At 67.5% G+C, this 20,712-nt stretch carries 18 protein-coding genes; 7 read left to right on the top strand and 11 right to left on the bottom strand.

The window, feature by feature from the left end:
* Positions 1 to 38: 38 nt before the first annotated feature.
* Both JVH1_RS17885 and JVH1_RS17880 read right to left on the bottom strand, forming a co-directional pair.
* Positions 39 to 1,889 carry a long-chain fatty acid--CoA ligase gene (locus JVH1_RS17885; protein ID WP_009476814.1) on the bottom strand — a complete coding sequence of 617 codons (1,851 nt, stop codon included), beginning with the start codon at positions 1,887 to 1,889 and terminating at the stop codon, positions 39 to 41.
* 50 nt (positions 1,890 to 1,939) lie between these two features.
* Entirely contained in the window at positions 1,940 to 3,250 is a 1,311-nt protein-coding gene (locus JVH1_RS17880) for an MFS transporter (RefSeq protein ID WP_009476815.1), read from the bottom strand.
* A gap of 71 nt (positions 3,251 to 3,321) precedes the next feature.
* On the opposite strand from JVH1_RS17880, the gene JVH1_RS17875 reads away from it, so the two are divergent.
* On the top strand, positions 3,322 to 4,314 hold the full coding sequence (locus JVH1_RS17875; RefSeq protein ID WP_009476816.1) for a GlxA family transcriptional regulator: 993 nt from the start codon (positions 3,322 to 3,324) through the stop codon (positions 4,312 to 4,314).
* Here the strand turns inward: JVH1_RS17875 and JVH1_RS17870 are convergent.
* Together JVH1_RS17870 and JVH1_RS17865 are read right to left on the bottom strand one after the other, a co-directional pair.
* Positions 4,292 to 5,692, bottom strand: coding sequence for a hypothetical protein (locus tag JVH1_RS17870; protein WP_009476817.1), 1,401 nt, complete (start codon positions 5,690 to 5,692; stop codon positions 4,292 to 4,294). The genes JVH1_RS17875 and JVH1_RS17870 overlap by 23 nt on opposite strands.
* Before the next feature lie 6 nt (positions 5,693 to 5,698).
* On the bottom strand, positions 5,699 to 6,097 hold the full coding sequence (locus JVH1_RS17865; RefSeq protein ID WP_009476818.1) for a hypothetical protein: 399 nt from the start codon (positions 6,095 to 6,097) through the stop codon (positions 5,699 to 5,701).
* A 164-nt stretch (positions 6,098 to 6,261) separates the two neighbouring features.
* Here JVH1_RS17865 and JVH1_RS17860 point away from each other — a divergent pair, with 164 nt between their 5' ends.
* The gene (locus JVH1_RS17860) at positions 6,262 to 6,669 is read left to right on the top strand and encodes a hypothetical protein (protein WP_009476819.1); all 408 of its coding nucleotides are present in this window, start codon (positions 6,262 to 6,264) and stop codon (positions 6,667 to 6,669) included.
* 26 nt (positions 6,670 to 6,695) lie between these two features.
* On the opposite strand, the gene JVH1_RS17855 is transcribed toward JVH1_RS17860, so the two are convergent.
* Both JVH1_RS17855 and JVH1_RS17850 read right to left on the bottom strand, forming a co-directional pair.
* Positions 6,696 to 7,304 carry a potassium channel family protein gene (locus tag JVH1_RS17855; protein ID WP_009476820.1) on the bottom strand — a complete coding sequence of 203 codons (609 nt, stop codon included), beginning with the start codon at positions 7,302 to 7,304 and terminating at the stop codon, positions 6,696 to 6,698.
* Between the two features lie 103 nt (positions 7,305 to 7,407).
* Positions 7,408 to 8,190, bottom strand: coding sequence for an MBL fold metallo-hydrolase (locus JVH1_RS17850; protein WP_009476821.1), 783 nt, complete (start codon positions 8,188 to 8,190; stop codon positions 7,408 to 7,410).
* Positions 8,191 to 8,224: 34 nt separating this feature from the next.
* Here JVH1_RS17850 and JVH1_RS17845 point away from each other — a divergent pair, with 34 nt between their 5' ends.
* Both JVH1_RS17845 and JVH1_RS17840 read left to right on the top strand, forming a co-directional pair.
* Complete coding sequence (locus JVH1_RS17845) at positions 8,225 to 10,255, top strand: phage holin family protein (RefSeq protein WP_043780374.1); 2,031 nt, start codon at positions 8,225 to 8,227, stop codon at positions 10,253 to 10,255.
* A gap of 170 nt (positions 10,256 to 10,425) precedes the next feature.
* Positions 10,426 to 11,775 (top strand): diacylglycerol kinase family protein, encoded by a 1,350-nt coding sequence (locus JVH1_RS17840; RefSeq protein ID WP_043780366.1) that lies wholly within the window; start codon positions 10,426 to 10,428, stop codon positions 11,773 to 11,775.
* A 4-nt stretch (positions 11,776 to 11,779) separates the two neighbouring features.
* Here JVH1_RS17840 and JVH1_RS17835 read toward each other — a convergent pair whose 3' ends face one another.
* From JVH1_RS17835 to JVH1_RS17820, 4 genes are read right to left on the bottom strand one after another with little or no spacing between them, the layout of a single operon-like run.
* Entirely contained in the window at positions 11,780 to 13,495 is a 1,716-nt protein-coding gene (locus JVH1_RS17835) for a SulP family inorganic anion transporter (RefSeq protein ID WP_009476824.1), read from the bottom strand.
* Between the two features lie 10 nt (positions 13,496 to 13,505).
* Positions 13,506 to 16,265 (bottom strand): cation-transporting P-type ATPase, encoded by a 2,760-nt coding sequence (locus JVH1_RS17830; protein WP_009476825.1) that lies wholly within the window; start codon positions 16,263 to 16,265, stop codon positions 13,506 to 13,508.
* A 27-nt stretch (positions 16,266 to 16,292) separates the two neighbouring features.
* Positions 16,293 to 17,135 carry a polyphosphate kinase 2 gene (ppk2, locus tag JVH1_RS17825; RefSeq protein WP_009476826.1) on the bottom strand — a complete coding sequence of 281 codons (843 nt, stop codon included), beginning with the start codon at positions 17,133 to 17,135 and terminating at the stop codon, positions 16,293 to 16,295.
* A gap of 22 nt (positions 17,136 to 17,157) precedes the next feature.
* Positions 17,158 to 17,556: a hypothetical protein gene (locus JVH1_RS17820; RefSeq protein ID WP_009476827.1), complete on the bottom strand. Its 399-nt coding sequence runs from the start codon at positions 17,554 to 17,556 to the stop codon at positions 17,158 to 17,160.
* A gap of 215 nt (positions 17,557 to 17,771) precedes the next feature.
* On the opposite strand from JVH1_RS17820, the gene JVH1_RS17815 reads away from it, so the two are divergent.
* From JVH1_RS17815 to JVH1_RS17805, 3 genes are all read left to right on the top strand, one after another.
* Positions 17,772 to 17,999, top strand: a complete 228-nt coding sequence (locus JVH1_RS17815; protein ID WP_009476828.1) for a three-helix bundle dimerization domain-containing protein — start codon at positions 17,772 to 17,774, stop codon at positions 17,997 to 17,999.
* Between the two features lie 81 nt (positions 18,000 to 18,080).
* Complete coding sequence (locus JVH1_RS17810; RefSeq protein ID WP_009476829.1) at positions 18,081 to 18,530, top strand: DUF6325 family protein; 450 nt, start codon at positions 18,081 to 18,083, stop codon at positions 18,528 to 18,530.
* Between the two features lie 62 nt (positions 18,531 to 18,592).
* Complete coding sequence (locus JVH1_RS17805) at positions 18,593 to 18,970, top strand: SHOCT domain-containing protein (protein WP_009476830.1); 378 nt, start codon at positions 18,593 to 18,595, stop codon at positions 18,968 to 18,970.
* A gap of 415 nt (positions 18,971 to 19,385) precedes the next feature.
* Here the strand turns inward: JVH1_RS17805 and JVH1_RS17800 are convergent, their stop codons facing one another.
* Complete coding sequence (locus JVH1_RS17800; RefSeq protein ID WP_009476831.1) at positions 19,386 to 20,711, bottom strand: diacylglycerol kinase family protein; 1,326 nt, start codon at positions 20,709 to 20,711, stop codon at positions 19,386 to 19,388.
* Position 20,712 lies beyond the last annotated feature (1 nt).

Raw genomic sequence — 20,712 nt, 5'->3', positions numbered from 1 at the left:
CCCTCTACCGTGCAGCCTGACGTCGCGTGAGGGTCAACTCAGTTGTAGAGATCGTGGAGTTCGTCGGAGAAGTTGGTCATCACGACCTTGCGCTTGAGCTTCATGCTCGGTGTGATCTCGCCGTTCTCGACGGTGAGTTCCCGGTCGAGGATGCGGAACTTCTTGATCTGCTCCCACCGGTTCAAGCCGGCGTTGAGTTCCTCGACGTATCCGCCGATCAGGTTGCGGGTTTCCTGGGCGTTCGCGATCTCGGCGAGAGACTTGCCACCCAGGTCGTGATTCTTTGCCCACTCGCCGATCGATTCGGCGTCGAGGGAGATCAGGGCGACGCAGTACGACTTCCCTTCGCCGTCGACGATGAGTTCACCGACGTACGGGCAGATGCCCTTGAACGTGGCTGCCACGGCGGACGGTGCAACGTATTTGCCGTTGGACGTCTTGAACATGTCCTTCTTGCGGTCGGTGATCCGCAGGTAGCCGTTGTCGTCCAGTTCGCCGATGTCGCCGGTGTGGAACCAGCCGTCGTCGGTGAGCGCTTCGGCTGTGGCTTCGGGGTTCTCGTGGTATCCGCTCATGACGCCGGGACCCTTGATGAGGATTTCGCCGTCCTCGCCGATCCGCGTCTCGGTGCCCGGGATGGGCCAGCCGACGGTGCCGAACCGGTACGCCGAGGGGCGGTTGACGAACGACGCGGCACTGGTCTCGGACAGTCCGTACCCTTCGAGGACGACGATGCCGACGGCGTCGAACCATTGCGCGACATCACGATTGAGCGCCGCGGAACCGGAGATGAAGAACTTCAGGCGGCCGCCGAACCGTTCGCGAATCTTGCTGTACACCAGCCGATCCGCGACGGCGTGTTGAACCGTGTCGAGCAGCGACGGACTCTTGCCCGCCTGCTTGGCCTTCGACACCCGCAGCCCGACGCCGACGGCCCAGTCGAAGATCTTCTCCTTCAGCCCGCCCTCCTCGCGCACGGTGGAGACGATCCGCGCGTACGCCTTCTCGAAGATGCGGGGGGCCGCGCCCATGAATGTGGGTTTGACGACCGCGAGATTCTCCACGATCTTGTCGACGCGACCGTCGACCGCCGTCGCGAAACCGATCTGCAGCGGCAGGGTGAGCAGGACCTTCCCGAACACATGGGACAGGGGGAGCCAGAGGTATTGCAGGTCGTCGGCGTCGAGGATGCCGGTGGCGTCGATCGCGGCCGCCTCGTACGTCCACGCCGAGTGCGACAGCCGCACACCTTTGGGTCTGCCGGTGGTGCCGGACGTGTAGATGAGGGTGGCGAGGTCGTCGGGGGCGATCGCCTCGATCCGGTCGTGCACGGCGTCGGGTGTCTCGGCGAGCAATTCTTCGCCGAGGTCGTGTAGCTGGTCGAACGTGATCACCCAGTCGTCGTCTCCGGGGTCGCCGTCGATCAGAACGACCTTCTCGACGTCGCCGAGTTCGCCGCGGTTCTCGCGCAGCTTGGCCAGCTGCGCGTCGTCCTCGGCGAAGACGACGCGGCTGCCGGAGTTGGCGACGATGTAGGCGACGTCGCCGGCCGTGGTGGTGGGATAGACCGTGGTGGTGGCGGCGCCCGCGCACATGACGGCGAGGTCTGCCAGCACCCACTCGTAGCGGGTGGCGGATGCGAGTGCCACCCGCTGCTCGGCCTGCACACCGAGGACGATGAGACCGGCCGCGAGGTTGCGTACACGGTCGCCCGCCTCGGACCAGGTGACGCTGGACCACTGCTGCGGGTCCGCCGCGTCGACGTATCGGAACGCCTCGCGGTTGGGTGAGTGGGCCACCCGATCCACGAACAATGCGGCTACCGACGGAGCCCGATTCTCGATCTTGGAGCGGTCAATGACCTCGTCCGACGCACGCTGAGCTGCCATGTATCGATCTTAGGAACCGGGGCCGCCCGGGGGAGTGGTTTCGGCGCAGGTCAACTCATCTCGGACGCCATCTTGCGGGGTTTCGCGACGATGGCCAGAGACATGACGGCGGCGATCGCGCACAGTCCGCCCGCGACGTAGAACGCGGAGTCGTAGCCGCCGAACTGGTCGCGCACCAGTCCCGCGAGGAACGCCACGATGCCGGCGCCGATCTGGTGCGACGCCAGCACCCAGCCGAACACGATGGGTGCGTCCCCACCGAAGTGCTTGCGGCACAGTGCAACCGTCGGGGGTACGGTCGCCACCCAGTCGAGTCCGTAGAAGATGACGAATGCGATCATCGGCGGGTGCACGGTGTTCGCGAACAGGATCGGCAGCAGCATCAGCGAGATCCCGCGGAGCAGGTAGTAGATGCCGAGGAGCTTGCGTGAATCGAATCGGTCGGTGAACCACCCCGACGCGATGGTGCCGATCACGTCGAAGATCCCGATCACCGCGAGCAGGCTCGCCGCCGCCGTCACCGGCATGCCGTGGTCGTGCGCGGCCGGGACGAAGTGGGTTCCGACGAGTCCGTTGGTGCTCGCCCCACAGATGGCGAACGTGCCGGCAAGCAGCCAGAACACCCGGGTCCGCGCCGCCGACACCAGCACGGTCACGGCCCGGCCCGCGGCACCGCCGCGACCGGTCGGGGCGGGTGGTTCCGCGACGTAGTCGGGTCCGGCGCCGTACGGCACCGTCCCGACGTCGGACGGCCGGTTGCGCAGGAACACGAGCACCAGCGGTACGACGGCGAGGGCCGCGAACGACACCGTCAGCGCCACGGTCTGCCAGTTGTAGTGCTCGGCGACCATCGCGAGGACCGGCAGGAACACCAGCTGTCCGGCGGCGCTGCCCGCGGTGAGGATGCCGGTGACGAGGCCGCGGCGGGCGACGAACCACCGGTCGACGACGGTGGCCACGAAGGCGAGCGCCATCGAGCCGGTGCCCAGCCCGACAAGCACGCCCCACAACAGCACGAGTTGCCAGGTGGCGGTCATGAAGACGGTCAGTCCGCTGCCGGCGGACACCAGGACCAGCGCCGCGGTGACCACCCGCCGCATGCCGAAGCGTTCCATGAGCGCCGCCGCGAACGGCGAGGTCAGCCCGTACAGCACCAGGTTGATCGACACCGCGGAGGAGATGCTCGCCCGCGACCAGCCGAAGTCCTCGTGGAGTGGGTCGATCAGGATGGAGGGCGCCGCCCGGAAGCTGGCGGCCCCCACGAGGGCGAGGAACGCGACGGCGGCGACCAGCCAGGCGTAGTGGAGGCGCGGCGGGGCGGTTCGGGCAGGAGGTGCCGGGGGCGCGATTTCGGACGTCACGACGGTAAGTCTGCGGGACGTCGTCTCGCCGGAACAGTTGCCGGAATGACAACATGTGAAAGAATCTGGCCATGGTCGAACGTCATCGTGTGGTTGTGCTCGCCCTGGACGGTGTGATCCCGTTCGAACTCGGCATTCCGTCGCGGGTTTTCGGACGGGCGCAGGACGCCGAAGGGAATCCGCTGTACGAGGTGCAGACCTGCACGGCGGACGGACGGCCCGTGCGTTCGGACGCCGATTTCTCGGTGTCCGTCGATCACGGGCCCGAATTGCTGGCCGAGGCCGACACGGTGGTGATCCCGGCGTCCTACGAACTCGGCCCGGCCTACGACGACGGGCATCTGACCCCGAACCTCGAGGCGGCTCTCGCCTTCGTCCGGCCCGGCACGCGCTACGTCTCCATCTGCACCGGCTCTTACATCCTCGCCGCGGCCGGGCTGCTCGACGGATTGCGCGCCACCACGCACTGGCGGAACGCCGAACACTTCCAGCGCACCTATCCGCAGGTCCGGGTCGATCCCGACGTGCTGTTCGTGGACGAGGGGCACATCCTCACCTCGGCAGGTGTCGCGGCCGGACTCGACCTCTGCCTCCACATCGTGCGCCGCGACCACGGCTCCGACGTCGCCAATCAGGTGGCGCGCCGCTGCGTCGTCCCACCGTGGCGCGACGGCGGGCAGGCGCAGTACATCGAGCGGCCGATTCCGGAGACCACGGCGGAGTCCACCGCGACCACCCGGGACTGGGCGCTGGATCGGCTGGGTGAGTCGCTGACGCTGAGCCGGCTGGCCGCGCACGCGAACATGAGCGTCCGCACGTTCACGCGGCGGTTCGGTGAAGAGGTCGGCACCACCCCGAACCGCTGGCTGATCACCCACCGGGTCGACCGCGCGCGACAACTCCTCGAGACCACCGACCTGTCCGTCGACGTCATCGCCCGCGAGGTCGGTTTCGGGACTGCGGTGTCCCTGCGTCAGCACATGGGCGCCGTGCTCGGCGTCCCCCCGTCGGCGTATCGCAGAACATTTCGGGGCCGGGCGCTCACGACGAAGGCATCGGCGTAGATCCCGAGTCCTGTTCGGTGGCTGTGCGGGCCGGGCGGATGAGCAGTTCGAGGGCCGCGAGCGCGAGTAGCGCGATGAAGACGATCCACAGCACGACCAGTCCGGTGGGGTAGCGCCAGAACACCAGAAGCAGAGCCGCTATACCGATGATGGTGCAGCGCAGTGGAACTCGAAGCTGGTTGGCCCACCGTTCCACTTCGTTCGGCGGTCGGCCCGCGCCGGATTTGCGGACGAAGTCCAGTGCCTGACCATAGCCGCGACGCACGGCGGTCGCGGACGACGAGCCGCCGGTGAGGAAGGCTCCGATCGCGATCACCAGACCGAGGACCGCGACCGCGCGCAGGCTCGTCCGCAACGGCACCAGGACGGTGTCGATGACCGCCGTCGCCGCGTCGGGCGACAGGATGTCCGGTGGGACGCTGTCGAGGTAGATGGCGCGTCCGATGAGTATCCCGATTGCGAGGACGAGCATTCCCAGTGCGATCGCCAGGCCGGCGAGGGAGAGGGCGCGCAGCCGACGGCCTCTGGGGGCGACGGCGACCGCGGCGGCGGCGCACGCGATGCCCAGCCACGGCAGGATCGCCGAGGCCTTGTCGAGCGCGTTGACGGCTCGCTGCGCCTTCACCAGTTCGGGTGATTGGAACAGCACGAATTGTTTGTCCACGGAGGGGATCTTGTCGGCGAACGCGAAACCACGCTCGGTCAGCGCGGCCTTGACCCTGTCGATGACGGTGCCGAGGGAGATGCTGACGGTGCCGCTCTGGTCGACCTCCACCGAGCTGAGGCCGTAGTTGCCCGTCATGACCGCCACGAGCGCGTTGTGCGCCGAACGGTTCGCCTGGATCCACAGGTCCTCGAACTGCTGGGACTGCACGAGTGAGCTGACGGTGTCGTGGACGAAATTCTTTGCCTGGCTGGTGATGACCGGTGCGAGGCCGACGACGGCCGCGTCCAGCCGGGGCGCGTTCGCAGCGAGATTCGAGACGTCGGTCAGTGCCGTCAGTGCTTCCTTGGTGAGCCCTTCGACATCGACTCGGGCGAAGATCTCGTCGGTGATCTGGTTCGTGATGTCTGCCTGGAGGGCCGGATTCGAACCCAGGGGGGCCACCGTGCTCACGTAGCGGTCGGTGTCGAGGATCTGACTTCTCGTGAAGCGCGCGGTGACCGACGCGAGCGCGAGAACGGCGACCAGCACCAGAAGGATCGCCACCGCCGTCCAGCGCAATCCGTTCCGGGGTGGGCGGGAGACCGGTTCTGCCGGAACACCCGCGGCGGCGCCCGCGGCCTGTCCGCGCAGCGTCGCCACCTCGTCGCGCAACCGGAGGAGTTCGGCGCGTTCGTCCTTGTCGAGTGAGCCGGTGCTCGTGCCGTCTTCCATTGCAGATCAGATCACTTCGGGGTTCCAGGTGGCGACCGCCCAGATCACGACGGCGTTCAGCGCGATGATCGTGATCGCCCACAGGGGGTAGTAGGGCAGCCACAGGAAGTTGACGAAGATCGACAGGGCGCACAGCACCATCGCGCCGACACGCGCCCAGGTAGCCCCGGTGAACAGTGCCGCGCCGACGGCCGCGACGATCACGCCGAGCACGAGGTGAATCCAACCCCAGGTAGTGACGTCGAATTGGTAGGTGTACTCGATGCCGACGACGATCACGTCGTCCTTGGCTACCGCGGAGATCCCCTGCAGGAACTCCAGCACGCCGACGGTGACGAGAAGAACCGCCCCGCCCATCGACGTTCCCTTTGCCACACCTTGCTTGACCAGCGATTCATCGGACATGACCGTTCCTCTTTCGTCAACGTACGAAATGAACTGGCGAAAGTAAGTATCCTCCGCCGGATCACCCCTTGTCAGGAAGATGACCGGACGGGCGCGTATTGACCTCGCTCGACGCGGCGACGGAAAATATTTGCAGGCCAAGGTTTGTCCGGGAAGGGATCGCCATGTCCGACGAGTCGTTGGTCAAGCAGGGGGTCGCGGCCGCGACGTCCATGGTGGCAGCGATAGTTTTGCTCACTATCGGAATTCTCCATGTGCTGTCGGGCATCTCGGCGCTCATGAAGGACGACCTCGTCGTGGCGGGCCCCGAGTACATCTACCAGTTCGACACGACCGCGTGGGGCTGGATTCACCTGGTGCTCGGTGTGATCGTTGCGGCCGTCGGTGTCATGTTGTTCACCGGGGCGACGTGGGCCCGCGTCGGCGCCATGGTGATCTGTGCTCTCTCGCTCCTCGCCAATTTTCTGTGGCTGCCCCACTACCCGTGGTGGTCGGTGGTCATGATCGTGCTGGACGTGTTCGTGATCTGGGCGGTCGCGACATGGAAGCCGGGCTATGAGGAGCGGCTCTAGGTCGCGAACCCGTCGAGTACCGGTTGTCAGGGCGCCGCCGAGTCACGGGCGATCCCGGGCTTTCGCCGCCAGCGAACCGACGCGGTCAGCACCCGGATGCCCAACGAGATCAGGATCAGGTTGCCGATGAGTTGTGCCGACACCACCGCCCTCGCGGTCTCCGTGGAGGCCACGATGTCACCGAATCCGACTGTGCTGAATACCGTCAGGGTGAAATAGAGGGCGTCGAGGCGGGTCAACACTTCGCTGAAGTTGTCCGGCCCCGATTGCGAGAGCAGAAAGTACGTCGTCGCGTAGGCGACGAGGTAGACCCCCACGGTGACGGCCAACGCCTCGACCGCCTGCGCGACCGGGTACTCGGCACGCAACACCCTGCGGATCTGCCAGACATACACCGCGCAGACCACAGCGAGACCCCCGACCACCAGCGACACGGTGCGCAGGTTGTCGACCGTGGTGAAGGGCAGCAGGAAGTATGCGCTCACCAGCACTGCCGTGGCGCACACCGGGCGCAGGATCGCCGGAACCAGCACACGCGCCCGCGCATGTCGGGAGAGACTTCGCACGCCGTCCTCGTCCATCGACACCGCCCGGATCACCACCTTCTCGGCGATGGTGCGACTTGAAATTGCCACCTCCAGTTTCCGCCGATCGAGGAGCCGACCAGAGCGCTTTGGCCGTCTTTGCGCCTCGGAGCGCACCCACGCGTCGATCGACACGGTTTCGGAGCAACCGGATTCACACCCCGAGTTCGCTACCCGGGTGCAACTCCACCGCAACGACACCCGCCCGCTCGGCGTGGTGGACGAACTCCCCGCCCGGGCCGAAGAACAACCGGGGTCGCACGGCGTCGAGGCCGATCGGCCACAGTGTGCCGTAGTGGATCGGCACCGCCAGGCCCGCCTCCACCAGGCGTGCGACGACCGCGGCGCGAGTCGGGTCGAGGTGACCCTTGCCGAGGGTCGGACCCCAGCCGCCGACGGGTAGCAGCGCGAGGTCGACGGGGCCGACGTGGTCGGCGAGGTCGGGGTACAGGTCGGTGTCGCCGGCAAAGTAGGTCCGCCGGTCACCCTCGACGACGTACCCGACCGCGGGCGCGATCTGCGGGCCGCGCGGCCAGCGCCTGCCGTCGTGTCGGGCGGGCACGGCGCGCACGGTGACGTTGCCGATCCTTGTCTCGTCGCCCGGCCTCAGCAGCACCAGGCGGTCGGCGAACTGGCGCAGCGCGGGGAGGCCGTCGACCGCCCGCCACGGGGCCACGATCGGGACGTCGGGATCGAGCAGCCGCAGCGACGGCAGGTGCGCATGGTCCGCGTGCAGGTGCGAGAGCAGGACGGCGTCCGGGTTGCGCACGTGCGGCCCGATCGGTGCGGGCCCTCGGCGGCGGCGTAGGTGCGCGACGTGGTCGGTCAGCACCGGATCGGTCAGGACGACCGTCCCGCGGTCCACGATCAGCGCGCTGGAATGTCCGAGCCAGCGCACACCGGGTGCGGCGGCAACTGGACCCGGCGTTGCGCTCACACCCTTACGATTCCAGATGACGAAAGGCGGTGCGATGCGCACGGTGGGCGGCGTGGTGCGGGTGCTCGTCGAGTTCTTCGTGCTCTGGGGGTCGTCGGCGCTCGCGCTCATCGTGCTCGACCGCATCCTCGGCGGCATCACCCTGGACCGGTCGAGCTTCACTCCGATCCCGACGCTCCCGGCCGCGCTGGTGCTCGCGTTGGTGTTCGGCCTGCTCAACGCCGCGCTGTGGCCGGTGATCATGCGGTTCATGTCGTGGATCGGCCCGGTGCTGCTGTTCGTCGGGGTGTTCCTCGCCGGCGGCGTGATGATGCTGTTGACGCTGTACCTGGTGCCGGTCGCGTCGGTGGACCAGTTGAGCGACGCATTCGTTCTCGCGGCGCTGCTCTCGCTGTTCACCTCCGTGGTTTCGGGAGCAATCGCGTCCCGCTCCGATACCGCGTACCGACTGATGCAGGTGCGCCGACAGCGGTTCCGGTTGCGTCGCAACGCCGCGCTCGTGGACGCGTCACCGGGACTGTTGTGTATCCAGATCGACGGCCTCGGGTACGACGTGCTGCGTCGTGCGATCGCCGACGGCGTGACGCCCGGTCTGGCGAAGTTGGTGCGCGAGACCCACCGGCTGGTGCCGTGGCACACCGACTGGAGCAGTCAGACGGGTGCGACCCAGCTGGGCGTGCTGCACGGTTCCAACCACAACGTGCCGGCGTTTCGCTGGTACGACAAGACGACCGAGCGCATTTCGGTGTCCAGCAACCCGGCCGACAACGAGCAGCGCGAACTCGAGCGAACCGGCATCCCCGGCCTGCTGGCGCACGACGGTGCGAGCCGCGGCAATCTGTTCACCGGCGGCGCGCACGACAACGTGCTCGTCGTCAGCCGCATGCGCGGTGCCCGCCTCGGCGGCGGTGCCGGTTACAGCGACTATTTCGCGGACCCGGCGAGCGCGCTGCGCACGTCCATCCGGATGGTCGCGGAACTGCAACGGGAACTACGCCAGTCACTGCGGCAGAAGCGAAAGGACATCCAGCCGCGGGTGCCGCGGGGCGGGGTCTATCCGTTCGTGCGGGCGTTCGCGACCGTGCTCGCCACCGATGTCGCCGCCGCCGCGGTGGTCGGCGATCTGATCAAGGGGCGCAGCGTCGTCTACGTCGACCTGATCGGCTACGACGAGGTGTCGCACCATTCCGGCATCTCCCGTCCCGAGACCCTCGCGGTGCTGACCAAACTCGACGACGTCATCGAGATGCTGCTCGCCGTGGTGGCGCAGGCCGATCGGCCCTACCGCGTCGTCGTGCTGTCCGACCACGGGCAGAGTCAGGGCGCGACCTTCCTGCAACGCTACGGGGAAACTTTGGGGCAGTTGGTCATCCGGCTTGCCGCACAGCGCGAACCGGCCGCGGTGCAGCGCCACTGGTACGAGCGCGCATCCGAAGCCTCCCGACAGCCCGGGGCGGAGGGGCGCGGCTACGCGGCGGCCAGCGTGCACTCGCCGACGGCCGGCGAGGAGGCGCAAGCCTCCACGGGTGAGCCGATCGTGCTCGGCTCGGGCAATCTCGGTCTGATCTACTTCCCGCACCTGCCCGGACGCGCCGATGCCGACGCCATCGAGGCTGCCCATCCCGGGCTGCTCACCGGGCTGCGCGAGCATCCCGGGGTCGGCTTCCTGCTCGTTGCCGCCCAGGGTGGGTCCGTAGTGCTCGGGCCCCACGGCCAGGTCGACGTGACGACCGGCGAGGTCACCGGTGAGAACCCGCTCGCGGCGATGGGCCCCGACGCGCTGGCGAAGGTGCGACGCACCGACACCTTCGACAACGTCGCCGACATCATGGTCGGTGGCGCGTACTGGCCCGACACCGACGAGGTCGCGGCGTTCGAGGAGCAGGTCGGCTCGCACGGCGGTATGGGCGGACCGCAGAGCACCCCCTTTCTCATCTATCCCGCCGACCTGCCCGCACCGCCCGACCCGTTGCACGGCGCCGAGGCCGTGCACAGGGTGCTCGCCGGATGGCGGGACCTTTCGACGAAACCGCGCGCGGGCGACCTATCGGGAACTGGCGCTTGACCGCTCGCGGCTGAGTCCCGGACGTCGACGCGCCCGACCGGACGGACCGCTGCCGCAGTCCGAGGCGTGCAATGTGCTGCGATCGCCTCCGCGTACGGCGGAAGATGGACATACGACGGGAAGTCGCACCGTCGCGAAGAAAGTACACGCCGCCGGTGAGGGGCAGTCACGTGAACAGATCAGGCACCGCCGATACCACCAACCGTGGCCGACGTTGGTGGGCGCGTGTGGCGTTCGTGTTCGCCGTCGGTGCGGCGGCGGTGCCCGTGCTGTTCGCCGGCGTGCTGGGCACCGTGGCGTTGCTCATCGTGGGGACCGGTGGCGTCGTGGTCACGGTGGCGGCGTTGTACTGGTTCCTCACTCGGCGCGGAGTGCTCAGGTGGATCTCCCTGGGAGTGGCGATCGTCGCGCCGATCATCGTGCTGACACTGTTCGTCCGCGCGCAGCTGCTGTGGGTGGTGCTGCTCGCGTACGCGCTGGCGCTGCTGGCCGTCGTCTGCGCCCGCGTCGCACTGCGTGGAAGACGGGCGGAGACGACCATGCCGGAATACCCTGCCCCGCCACCGGAGCACCCGTTCCTGATCATGAATCCGCATTCGGGCGGCGGGAAGGTCGCGAAATTCGACCTGAAGCGCAGAGCCGAAGAGCTCGGCGCCGACGTCGAGCTGCTCGAAGGGCCGACCACCATCGACGTCACCGCACTGGCCCGACGGGCGGTCGCGCAAGGGGCCGATCTGCTGGGGGTGGCGGGCGGAGACGGGACTCAGGCGCTCGTCGCGGCGGTCGCGGCCGAACACCACCTGCCGTTCCTCGTGATCAGTGCCGGAACCCGCAACCATTTCGCGATGGATCTCGGACTCGACCGCACCGATCCGTCCCGATCGCTGGACGCACTCCGGGACGGTGTCGAGCTGCGTGTCGACCTCGGCACCATCAACGGCCGACCCTTCGTCAACAACGCGTCGTTCGGGGTCTACGCCGAAATCGTGCGCAGTCCCGCCTACCGCGACGACAAGGCCGGAACGGTGCTGACGCTGCTCCCCGATCTGCTCACCGGGCACGCCGGGCCACGATTGGTCGCGCGGATCGGTGACACGGCCGTGGAGGGACCGCAGGCGGTCCTGGTGAGCAACAATCCCTACGGCAACAGTGATCTGGCCGGTCTGAGCCGCCGGGACCGTCTCGATCGCGGCGTCCTCGGCGCGGTCACCGTGTCGGTGGCGAACACCCGGCAGGCGGTCGGTCTGCTGCGCCGCACCAACGTTCACGGCTTGACGCAGGAAACGGCGATCGAGGTGGTCGTGGACGCCGACACCCCGGAAATCCCGGTGGGAGTCGACGGCGAATCCCTCCTGCTCCGCACTCCGGTGCGGTGCACCATCGAACCGGACGCCCTGCGGGTGCGGGTGCCCAGGACGAGGCCAGGGGTGCGTCCGGCTGCGCCTGCGTTCGACTGGGTGCGACTGTGGCGGGCGGCGTACGGCACTCACACTGCGACCGGGGCGGCGCCCCGCGGTTGAGGGTTCAGCCGCCGGAAGGATCTCCGGTGTGGTCGGCTCGGCTGTGGAATGCGGTGACAGCGGACTCGATGGTCGGATAGAAGTGCGACGAATCGAACCTGTCGCCCACCCCGAACCGGATGAGCCGGTCCTTGATCGGACCCTTCATCTCCGCGAACACCAACCGGATCTCTTTCCCTTCGAGATACGTGTCGAGGTCGACGAGCTCGTCGACGGCGGTGGTGTCGAGACCGGTGATCGGCTCGGAGGCCACGACCACCCACTCGACCGGGGTCGGCGCGGCCGCCACCACCGAGCGCACGTATTCGTCGAAGATCTCGCCGTTGGCGAAGAAGAGGGGAGCGTCGAAGCGCACCAGCACCAGTCCGGGGATGCGGAGGCCGCCGGGGTGGCGTTGGACGTCGTGGAAGCCGGGGCGGTCGGGCGTCCGGACGAGTTCCGTGCGGTACGGCTGCCACGCCTGCGCGACCACCGCGACGAAGGACAACCCGATCGCGACGAGGATTCCCTGCAGCACGCCCACCAGGGCCACCCCGAGGAATGCCGCAACGGCGAGCCCGAACTCCACGGTGCTCATGCGCCACATCCGGACCATTCCACCGACATCGACCAGCGCGGTGGCGGCGACGATCACCACGGCCCCGAGTGTCGCGTCGGGGAGATAGGTGGTGACCCCGGGGGCGACGAGGACGAAGACCAGCACGGCGAGTGCTCCGACGACGCATGCCAGTTGGGTGCGGGCGCCGCTCTGTTCGGCCACCGGGGTCCGCGACCCGCTGGCGGAGACGGGGAACCCGCCGAACAGCCCGCCGGCGATGTTGGCCACGCCGACCGCCTTCATCTCCGTGCTGCCGTTCACGTCTTCGCCGTGCCGGGCGGCGAACGTGCGGGACAGCACCCCTGTGTCGGCGAACGCGATCAGCGCGATGCCGGCCGCGGGGCCGACGAGGTTCCCCACGTCTCCCCAGTCGACACCGCCGAACGACGGCAGCGGCAGGCCGGCGGGCAGGGCGCCGACCATCCCGATGTCGTCGGTGAGTCCGAGTGCGGCGGACAGGATTATCGCGCCGACCACGGCCACGAGTACGCCGGGGATGCGGGGCAACCAGATGCGGAACCCGACGATGACGGCGAGGGAACCGATCCCCATGGCGGCGGCGACGGGGTCGATGTTGCCCTGTATGACGGACTGTCCGATTTCCCCGATCTCTCCGATGAGGCCGGATGCGTCGACGGAGAACCCGAGCAGCTTGGGCAGTTGGCCGACGACGACGATGAGCGCGATCGCATTGAGGTAGCCGAGCCGGATGGGCTTCGACAGCAGTTCGGTGACGAAGCCGAGATGCAGGAATCCGCCGACGAGGAGAATGAGGCCGACGAGGACGCCGAGGACTCCGGCGAGGGCGAGCGCACTCTCCGGGTCGTCGGCCACGGCGAGCGGCAGTACCGCCGCGGCGATGAGCGGTGCCAGCGACGAGTCCGGGCCGAGCACGAGGATTTTCGACGGTCCCACCAGGGCATAGGCGAGGAGCGGGATGATCGTGGCGTAGAGGCCGGCGTAGGCGGGCAACCCGGCGGCCTCGGCGTACCCCATCCCGGCGGGAATGAGCAGGGCGGTGAGGACGAGTCCGGCGGTGATGTCGGGGCGCAGCCATTCGCGGCGGTACGCCCGGGCCGTCGCGATGCCGGGTAACTGCGCGAGGCTACCTGTCCAGGACATGGTTCGGGCCTCAGCGCGCGCGTTGCGGGTCGACCGCGGCGGCGGCGGTGATCGGTGCGGGCGGCGCCGAGTGGAGGTGGCGCCGGCGCCGGAACGCCTTCTCCGCTTCGACGACGATCGGGATGATCAGTGACCACCCGAGGCAGGCGAGCCACTGGCCGCCGGTCAGCGATGTGGTCATGAGGAGGTCTTGGAGGAACCCCGCCTCGACCGCGAACACCGTCACGATGATCGGGATGGACAGGATCTTCAGTGCGCCGAGGATCGGTGGGGTGAGCCCGGACTCCGGGTCGCGCCGCATGACGAGCCCGGCGAGGATGGAACCGAACGACAGCACCACGAACGCCGTCGTCATGGGAACGTTCGCCTCGGTCGTGCTCATCTCGCCCGGCGCGAGGAGCATCGCGGCGAGCGTGACGGCGAACTGCAGGACGCCGTATGCCAGCCACTGCACGAACGCCCTCCGGTTGGCTATCGGCATCTGCGGGTCGCGGGGCGGCTTGTTCATCAGATCCGGTGGCGGAGGGTCGAGCATGATGACGGCGACCGGGAACAGCGTGATGAAGAAGTGCTGGAACAGCACCATCAGCGGGGTGAGCGCGACCCCGTCGTTGATGTCGAAAATGCTCGCGACGAGAAACAGCAGCACCAGCGAGAACAGTTTCGACATCTGGTAGCGGATGTACGACACAATCTTTTCGTAGATGTTGCGGCCCAGTCGGATCGCGGTGATCAGGGTGCCGAAATTGTCGTCGGTGAGCACCATCTTGCCCGCCTGTTTGGTGACTTCGCTGCCCGAGCCCATGGCGACGCCGATGTCGGCCTTCTTCAGCGCGGCCGCGTCGTTGACGGCGTCCCCGGTCATCGCCACGACCGCACCGTTCTTCTGCATGATGTCGGCAAGGCGCAGTTTGTCCTGGGGGGTGACGCGGCCGAACACGTGCAGGTTCGGGAGCGCGGCCGACAGGTCGTCATCGGTCATGGCCTGGAGTTCCGCACCACCGATCGCGCCCGGTCCGAGTCCGAGTTCGGCGCCGATCGCGGCGGCCGTTATCGCGTGGTCGCCGGTGATCATGCGAACGTCTATGCCCGCCTCGTGGGCGGTGCGCACCGATGCGATAGCCTCCGGCCGAAGCGGGTCGATGATGCCGACCATGCCGACGAATATGAGGTCCTCGACGAAGGACATGGGGTCGGCCACCGCCGCCTCCTCCTGCCCGTCGAGGCGGCGGACCGCGAATGCCAGCACGCGAAGCCCCTTCTCGGACATGGTCCGATTCGCTGCCGTCAGTTCCTCCCGGACCTCGTCGAGCGGCACCTCCTGCCTGCCCGGCCGGAAGGCGGTCGCGCACCGCGCCAGGACCACGTCGGGGCCGCCCTTGACCAGTTCCACGAATTGAGTTCTGCCATCGACCTGGAGATGGTGGAACGTCGCCATGAACTTGTACGCGGAGTCGAACGGCACGGCGGCGACGCGGGGATACGTCCGCCGGGTCAGTGGGGCGTCGACGCCGATCTTGGCGGCGAGCACGACCAGCGCGGCCTCGGTCGGATCGCCCACGACCTCTCCGGTGTCGGAGACGGTGGCATCGCTGTCGAGGCACAACCCGTACGCGAGCAGCGTGAAGTCCGGGACGGCCTCGCCCGCGACGTGGGTGATTCTCCCTGTCTTGCTGTATCCCTCGCCGTCGACGGTGTACCACCGGCAGTGGAAGTACAGCGACCGCACGGTCATCTGGTTCATCGTCAGCGTGCCGGTCTTGTCCGAGTTGATCACGCTGGTGGCGCCGAGGGTCTCGACGTCCGTAAGGTTTTTCACGATGGCCTTGGCTTCGGCCAGCTGCCGCGCGCCGTAGGCCAGCATCGCCTGGACGAACGTCGGCAGACCGGTCGGGATCGCGGAGACCCCCATGGAAATGCCGAGCAGCAGAAGCGTCGTCACGTCCTGTCCGCGAATCACCCCGATGATGACGATGATCGCCACCGCCGTCCACGCGATGATGCCGAGCACTTTGGTGAGCGAGTCCAGTTCGCGCTGCAGCGGGGACTTGCTCGGTGCGACCGCAGACAGCATCGACGCGATCTGGCCCATCTGGGTGTGCATCCCCGTTTCGGTGACCACCATGGTGGCGGTGCCGCGGGTGACGGAGGTGTTCTGGAAGCCCATGTTGCTGCGGTCGCCGAGAGAAATGTCGAGGGTGCCGAGCGTCTGGGGGTCCTTCGCGACGGGTGCACTCTCACCCGTCAGTGCAGCCTCCTGGGTCTCCAAGGTGGCCGTCGTGAGCAGGCGGCCGTCCGCGGGGACGATGTCGCCCGCCTCGAGCTGCACGACGTCGCCCGGCACGAGTTCGGTGGCGTCGAGCTGGGTCAGTGTGCCGTCGCGGACCACCCGCGCCTGCGGTGTCTGCATCTTCGCCAGTGCGTCGACGCTGGCGCGCGCCTTCACTTCCTGCCGTGTGCCCAGCACGATGTTGAGCCCGACGAGAACCGCGACCACGATCGCCGTCGGGATTTCGCCGATGACGATGCTGACCACGGCCACCGCGACCAGCATCAGGTTCATGGGGTCCTTCAACTGCAGCAACGCGATCGACCACGTCGACGGCGCCGGCTCGGAGGCGATCTCGTTCGGACCGTGCCGTCGGCGACGTTCGTCTACTTCGCCGGCCGTCAGCCCCGCCTGCCGATTGGAGGCCAGTGCGGACACGACGGCGTCGGCGTCCTGGGCATGCCAGGCCGTCTGCGCTTGCGCGGGTTCCGTCGAGACCATGACCGCTCGTCCTTTCGGCTCGGATTCTCAGTAGGGGGTGGGAATCCAGTGCAGTGGTTGCCTCGGCGCCTCGTAGCCGTGCGGGCCCCGCCGCTCCGGCAAGGTGATGTCGGGGCGTTCGAGGGGTTCGTAGGGGATCTGGCTCAGCAGGTGGCTGATGATGTTGAGCCGACCGCGTTTCTTGTCGTCGTTGACCGCGACGTACCAGGGCGCCCAGCCGGTGTCGGTGAAGTGGAACATCTCGTCCCGCGCCCGCGAGTAGTCGTACCAATGGGTGTACGACTTCAGGTCGAGGTCCGACAGCTTCCAGACCTTCCGCGGGTCGTCGATCCTGCTCTGCAGTCGAAGCGTCTGTTGTTCCTCGCTCACCTCCAGCCAGTACTTCAGCAGGATGACGCCCGAGTCGACGATCGCCCGTTCGACCGTCGGGACGAGTTGGAGGAACTGCTGCGCTTCCTCCTCGGTGCAGAAACCCATCACCCGTTCGACGCCCGCCCGGTTGTACCAACTACGGTCGAAGATGACGACCTCTCCGCCGGCCGGGAGATGGGGCAGGTACCGCTGCACGTACATCTGCGACTTCTCGCGATCGGTCGGGGCCGGCAAGGCGACGACACGGAACACGCGCGGACTGACCCGCTCGGTGATCGCCTTGATCACGCCCCCTTTCCCGGCGGTGTCGCGGCCCTCGAAGACGATGCAGATCCGCGCATCCGACGATTTCACCCATTCCTGCAATGCGACGAGTTCGCCGTGGAGCGGACGGAGTAGGCGGCGGTACTTCTTGTTCTTCATCGGTGCGGCAGGCTCGGCACCGTCCGGCCGGGGCAGGTCGAGGCCGGATTTCTCGTGCTTCGACTTCTTTCCCACGGCTTCTACCCCGGCCGCCTGCTCAGACCCGATCCGGATTCCAGGTCGACACGGCCCAGATCACCACGACGTCGAGGGCGATGATGAGCACCGACCACCACGGGTAGTACGGAAGCCACAGGAAGTTGGCGAGGATGGAGACGGCCGCGATCACGATCGCGGACACCCGCGCCCATCCCGCGCCGGTGAACAGCGCGAGGCCGACCCCTGCGACGAGCACACCCAGCACGATGTGGATCCAGCCCCACGTGGTCAGGTCGAACTTGTAGATGTAGTTCAGCCCCGCCACGAATACTTCGTTCTCGGCAACCGCGGCGATTCCTTGGAAGAGGTGGATGATGCCCACGGTCACCATGATGATGGCCGCCCCGATCGAAGTGCCTGCCGCGACGCCCTGCTTGACCGACGTTGTCTCGGACATGACCGTCCCCTTCCTTACCGCGAGCCGGGCGGCCCGGTATCTCCATTCTCCGCCGTTTCACCTGGTGGTAGTCGGGAAACTGTATTTCCGGGCATACTCCGGATATTTGATTCATCCCAGACTCAGGGTTTTTCACGGTCTGACACCGAACCGAGTTGTTCGAGAGGCCGTTTCGTGTCTTGACGGTGGTTCCGCGGCGGGACGACGATGAGTCGATGACCGGCGATGACGAACTGCTTCAGATCGAGCGGGTCATCGAACGCCTGACCACTCGGTATCCGGCCGCCTCACCCGTGGACGTCGAGCACATCGTGCGTACTGTCCACAAGCGCCTCGCGGAGTGCAGGATCCGTGATTTCGTACCCCTCCTCGTCGAGAAGGCGGCACGGCGTGAACTGTCGGACCGCGCAGCGGCCGAAGCGACTGGTGACCTTGTTCTCTAGTCGCCGCGCCCCGCAAGGGTGAATACTGATGAAGAAGCTGTGTGTGGCTGTCGCTGCTGTCTTCGGAAGAGAGGTCTCGCAGTGAACGACACCGATTTCGACGAACTCGGGCCCATCGACTATCTCGTCGTGGAGTTCCCCGCCGACCGGAGACCGGACGGATCGGCGTTGCCCCTTCTGATCGACCTGGTAGAACGAAACATCATCCGCGTGCTCGACCTGATCTTCGTCCGCAAGGAAGCCGACGGATCGCTCGCCGGTGTCGCCATCGAGGACCTCGGGTTCGACGGTGGTGTGGACGTGACGCTGTTCGCCGAGGCGGCAACGGGTCTGATCGACCGAACAGACCTCGAGGATGCGGCTGCCGTCCTGGCCCCCGGGTGCTCCGGAGCGATCCTCGTCTACGAGAACTGCTGGGCCGCACCGTTCGCCTCCGCCCTCCGGCGGGAGGGCGCGCAACTGGTGGCCTCCGGCCGAATCCCCGTCCAGGGCATTCTGGCGGCGCTCGACACGCTCGACACCACCAATTGAGATTCGAGGAGGCCGGAATCCTGGCCTGCTGACCGGAACACCGAGTGGACGGAGCGTCGAAAATGGAAGGTTTCTGGGAGTTCTTCTGGTTCATCTTCGTCTGTTTCGCCTTCGCGGCCTACTTGTCCGTGTTGTTCTCGATCATCACCGACCTGTTCCGGGACCGCGAGACGTCGGGGTGGGTCAAGGCGATCTGGATCATCCTGTTGTTCGTCATTCCCTTCCTGTCTGCACTGGTGTACGTGATCGCCCGCGGCGACGGCATGGCGAAGCGGTCGATGGCCGCCGCTCATCAGGTCAAGCAGGCCCAGGACTCCTACATCCGCGACGTCGCCGGGAAGTCCCCGGCTCAGCAGATTACGGAAGCCAAGGCGCTGCTCGATTCCGGCGCGATCTCCGACGCGGAGTTTCAGGCGATCAAAGCGAAGACACTGGCGTAGAAAGGATTTCGAGTTTGACGACTTCTGTCCATGGCCGCGTTCGATGGGTGCTGCGCACCCGGTGGCCGGTGGCTCTCGGCTGACGTAGGACGATATCGATCTCCGGCTGCAGGACGGATCCGAACGACTTATGTAGTCGGACCGTGAATCCTTTTGCGTTTCAGAGTTGTCAGGATTTGAGGTGTCGGCCTCGGGATCTGATGGAGGCGGCGGCGGCACGCCATGCTGTCACTGGGGGCGAAATCGAACTCGCACCCGGACCTCCTCTCTGCCGGGGCGTATCTCTGTCCCGCAACAGGTTTGCTCGGCTCCGTAATGTGGACGTGGGCTCGGTCTCGGCCTGGCCTCAGCTGTCGGGGGCCGGGTCGTCGGCATTCTTCGCGGCGACGGTGTGCGCATCTGGTGGTGGTGCGCTCTAACGGTGCCATGCCAGTTCGCGGAGCCGGACCCAGTCGACTGCCGCTTTTGCGGGACGCACGCCGGGGCGATCGCGGGGGACCCGCACGCGCAGGGCGCCGGGCTCGATCGTGCAGCGCACCGGGGTGTCGAGGAGCAGCGATTCTCCGTCGACGCCGACGGGGGTCTGGCGTGTGTGGGCGTCGACGACCACCTCGCCCGTTGTGTGTTGGGTCAGGCCGTGGGCGTTGACCCGGCCGAGGAGGCCGACCGCTTGACGGGTGTTGGCCACCGACACGGTCACGGCGCCGAGGACGCCGCGGTCGAGCCGGTCGCGTCGGTTCAGGCCGGCGAGATCGCTGCTGCCGTAGGGGTTGTTGCTCACCAGCACCGCTTGCGGGTTCCGCACGGTGACGTCGCCGATCCGGGTGACGAGTGGGGCGGCGGCGTGCCCGGTGAGCAGGTCCGGGAGCATCTCGAGCACAGTCCCGGTCTTGTCGTTGCGGTAGGCGGGACTGCGGACCACCTCGGCGTAGACCCCGAAGGAGGCGTTGTTGACGAACGGACGGCCGTTGATCCGGCCGAGGTCGACGGCGAGCTCGACCCCGTCGCGCAGGGCGTCGAGACACCGGCTGGGATCGGCGCGGTCGAGTCCGAGGTCCATCGCGAAGTGGTTGCGGGTCCCGGCGCTGATCACCAGGAACGGCAGATCGTTCTCGGCTGCGACCCCGGCGACGAGGGCTTGGGTCCCGTCGCCGCCGGCCACACCGAGCAGGTCGGCTCCGGCCTCGACCGCCCGCCGGGCCAGTTCGGTGACGTCGACGGTGCCCGGGCCTTCGAGCAGGACCACCTCGGCGCCGAGTTCCTCGGCCTTGCGCTGGAGGTCGAATTTCGCGACCTTGCCACCACCGGAGTGCGGGTTCATGATCAGCACCGGATGCCGCGCCGGTGGGGCGGGCACCTCACGGACGGCGGTGTCCGAGGTTCGCCCGCTCAGGGCGGCGCGGGCGCAGAGCACGGCGAGGATCGCGAGAATGGCGGCGGCGGCGACCTCGGCGAGCAGGTGGGCGCGAATGAACAGGACCAGCACGACGATCGGTGACAGTATCGCGATGGTCAGCGAAATCCAGCGCAGGACACCGCGAGTGGCGAGGAACCAGTACAGTGCGGCGACCATGACGACGACGCCGCCGACTCCGACGACGAGGACCCCGAGGGAGCTGAGCAGGCCTGCGGAGACCAGCGGCACCGCCACCGCGAGGATCGCCAGTGCGAACGCCGCCCGCGCCCACCAGCGCCGGGATCGGGTCGCGGTGTCGGGGGAGCCGGATCGGTTGTCGCTCATC

The organism is Rhodococcus sp. JVH1 (assembly GCF_000280725.2).
GTDB lineage: Bacteria > Actinomycetota > Actinomycetes > Mycobacteriales > Mycobacteriaceae > Rhodococcus_F > Rhodococcus_F jostii_A.
This window is presented reverse-complemented; position numbering and strand designations above follow the sequence as displayed.

Coding starts and splice junctions, on each gene's coding strand:
- JVH1_RS17865 (WP_009476818.1), bottom strand. CDS start 6,097: ATGTCCGATGAATCGCTGGTCAAGCAAGGTGTGGCAAAGGGAACGTCG.
- JVH1_RS17875 (WP_009476816.1), top strand. CDS start 3,322: ATGGTCGAACGTCATCGTGTGGTTGTGCTCGCCCTGGACGGTGTGATC.
- JVH1_RS17885 (WP_009476814.1), bottom strand. CDS start 1,889: ATGGCAGCTCAGCGTGCGTCGGACGAGGTCATTGACCGCTCCAAGATC.
- JVH1_RS17835 (WP_009476824.1), bottom strand. CDS start 13,495: ATGTCCTGGACAGGTAGCCTCGCGCAGTTACCCGGCATCGCGACGGCC.
- JVH1_RS17805 (WP_009476830.1), top strand. CDS start 18,593: ATGGAAGGTTTCTGGGAGTTCTTCTGGTTCATCTTCGTCTGTTTCGCC.
- JVH1_RS17830 (WP_009476825.1), bottom strand. CDS start 16,265: ATGGTCTCGACGGAACCCGCGCAAGCGCAGACGGCCTGGCATGCCCAG.
- JVH1_RS17860 (WP_009476819.1), top strand. CDS start 6,262: ATGTCCGACGAGTCGTTGGTCAAGCAGGGGGTCGCGGCCGCGACGTCC.
- JVH1_RS17820 (WP_009476827.1), bottom strand. CDS start 17,556: ATGTCCGAGACAACGTCGGTCAAGCAGGGCGTCGCGGCAGGCACTTCG.
- JVH1_RS17815 (WP_009476828.1), top strand. CDS start 17,772: ATGACCGGCGATGACGAACTGCTTCAGATCGAGCGGGTCATCGAACGC.
- JVH1_RS17845 (WP_043780374.1), top strand. CDS start 8,225: ATGCGCACGGTGGGCGGCGTGGTGCGGGTGCTCGTCGAGTTCTTCGTG.
- JVH1_RS17870 (WP_009476817.1), bottom strand. CDS start 5,692: ATGGAAGACGGCACGAGCACCGGCTCACTCGACAAGGACGAACGCGCC.
- JVH1_RS17800 (WP_009476831.1), bottom strand. CDS start 20,711: ATGAGCGACAACCGATCCGGCTCCCCCGACACCGCGACCCGATCCCGG.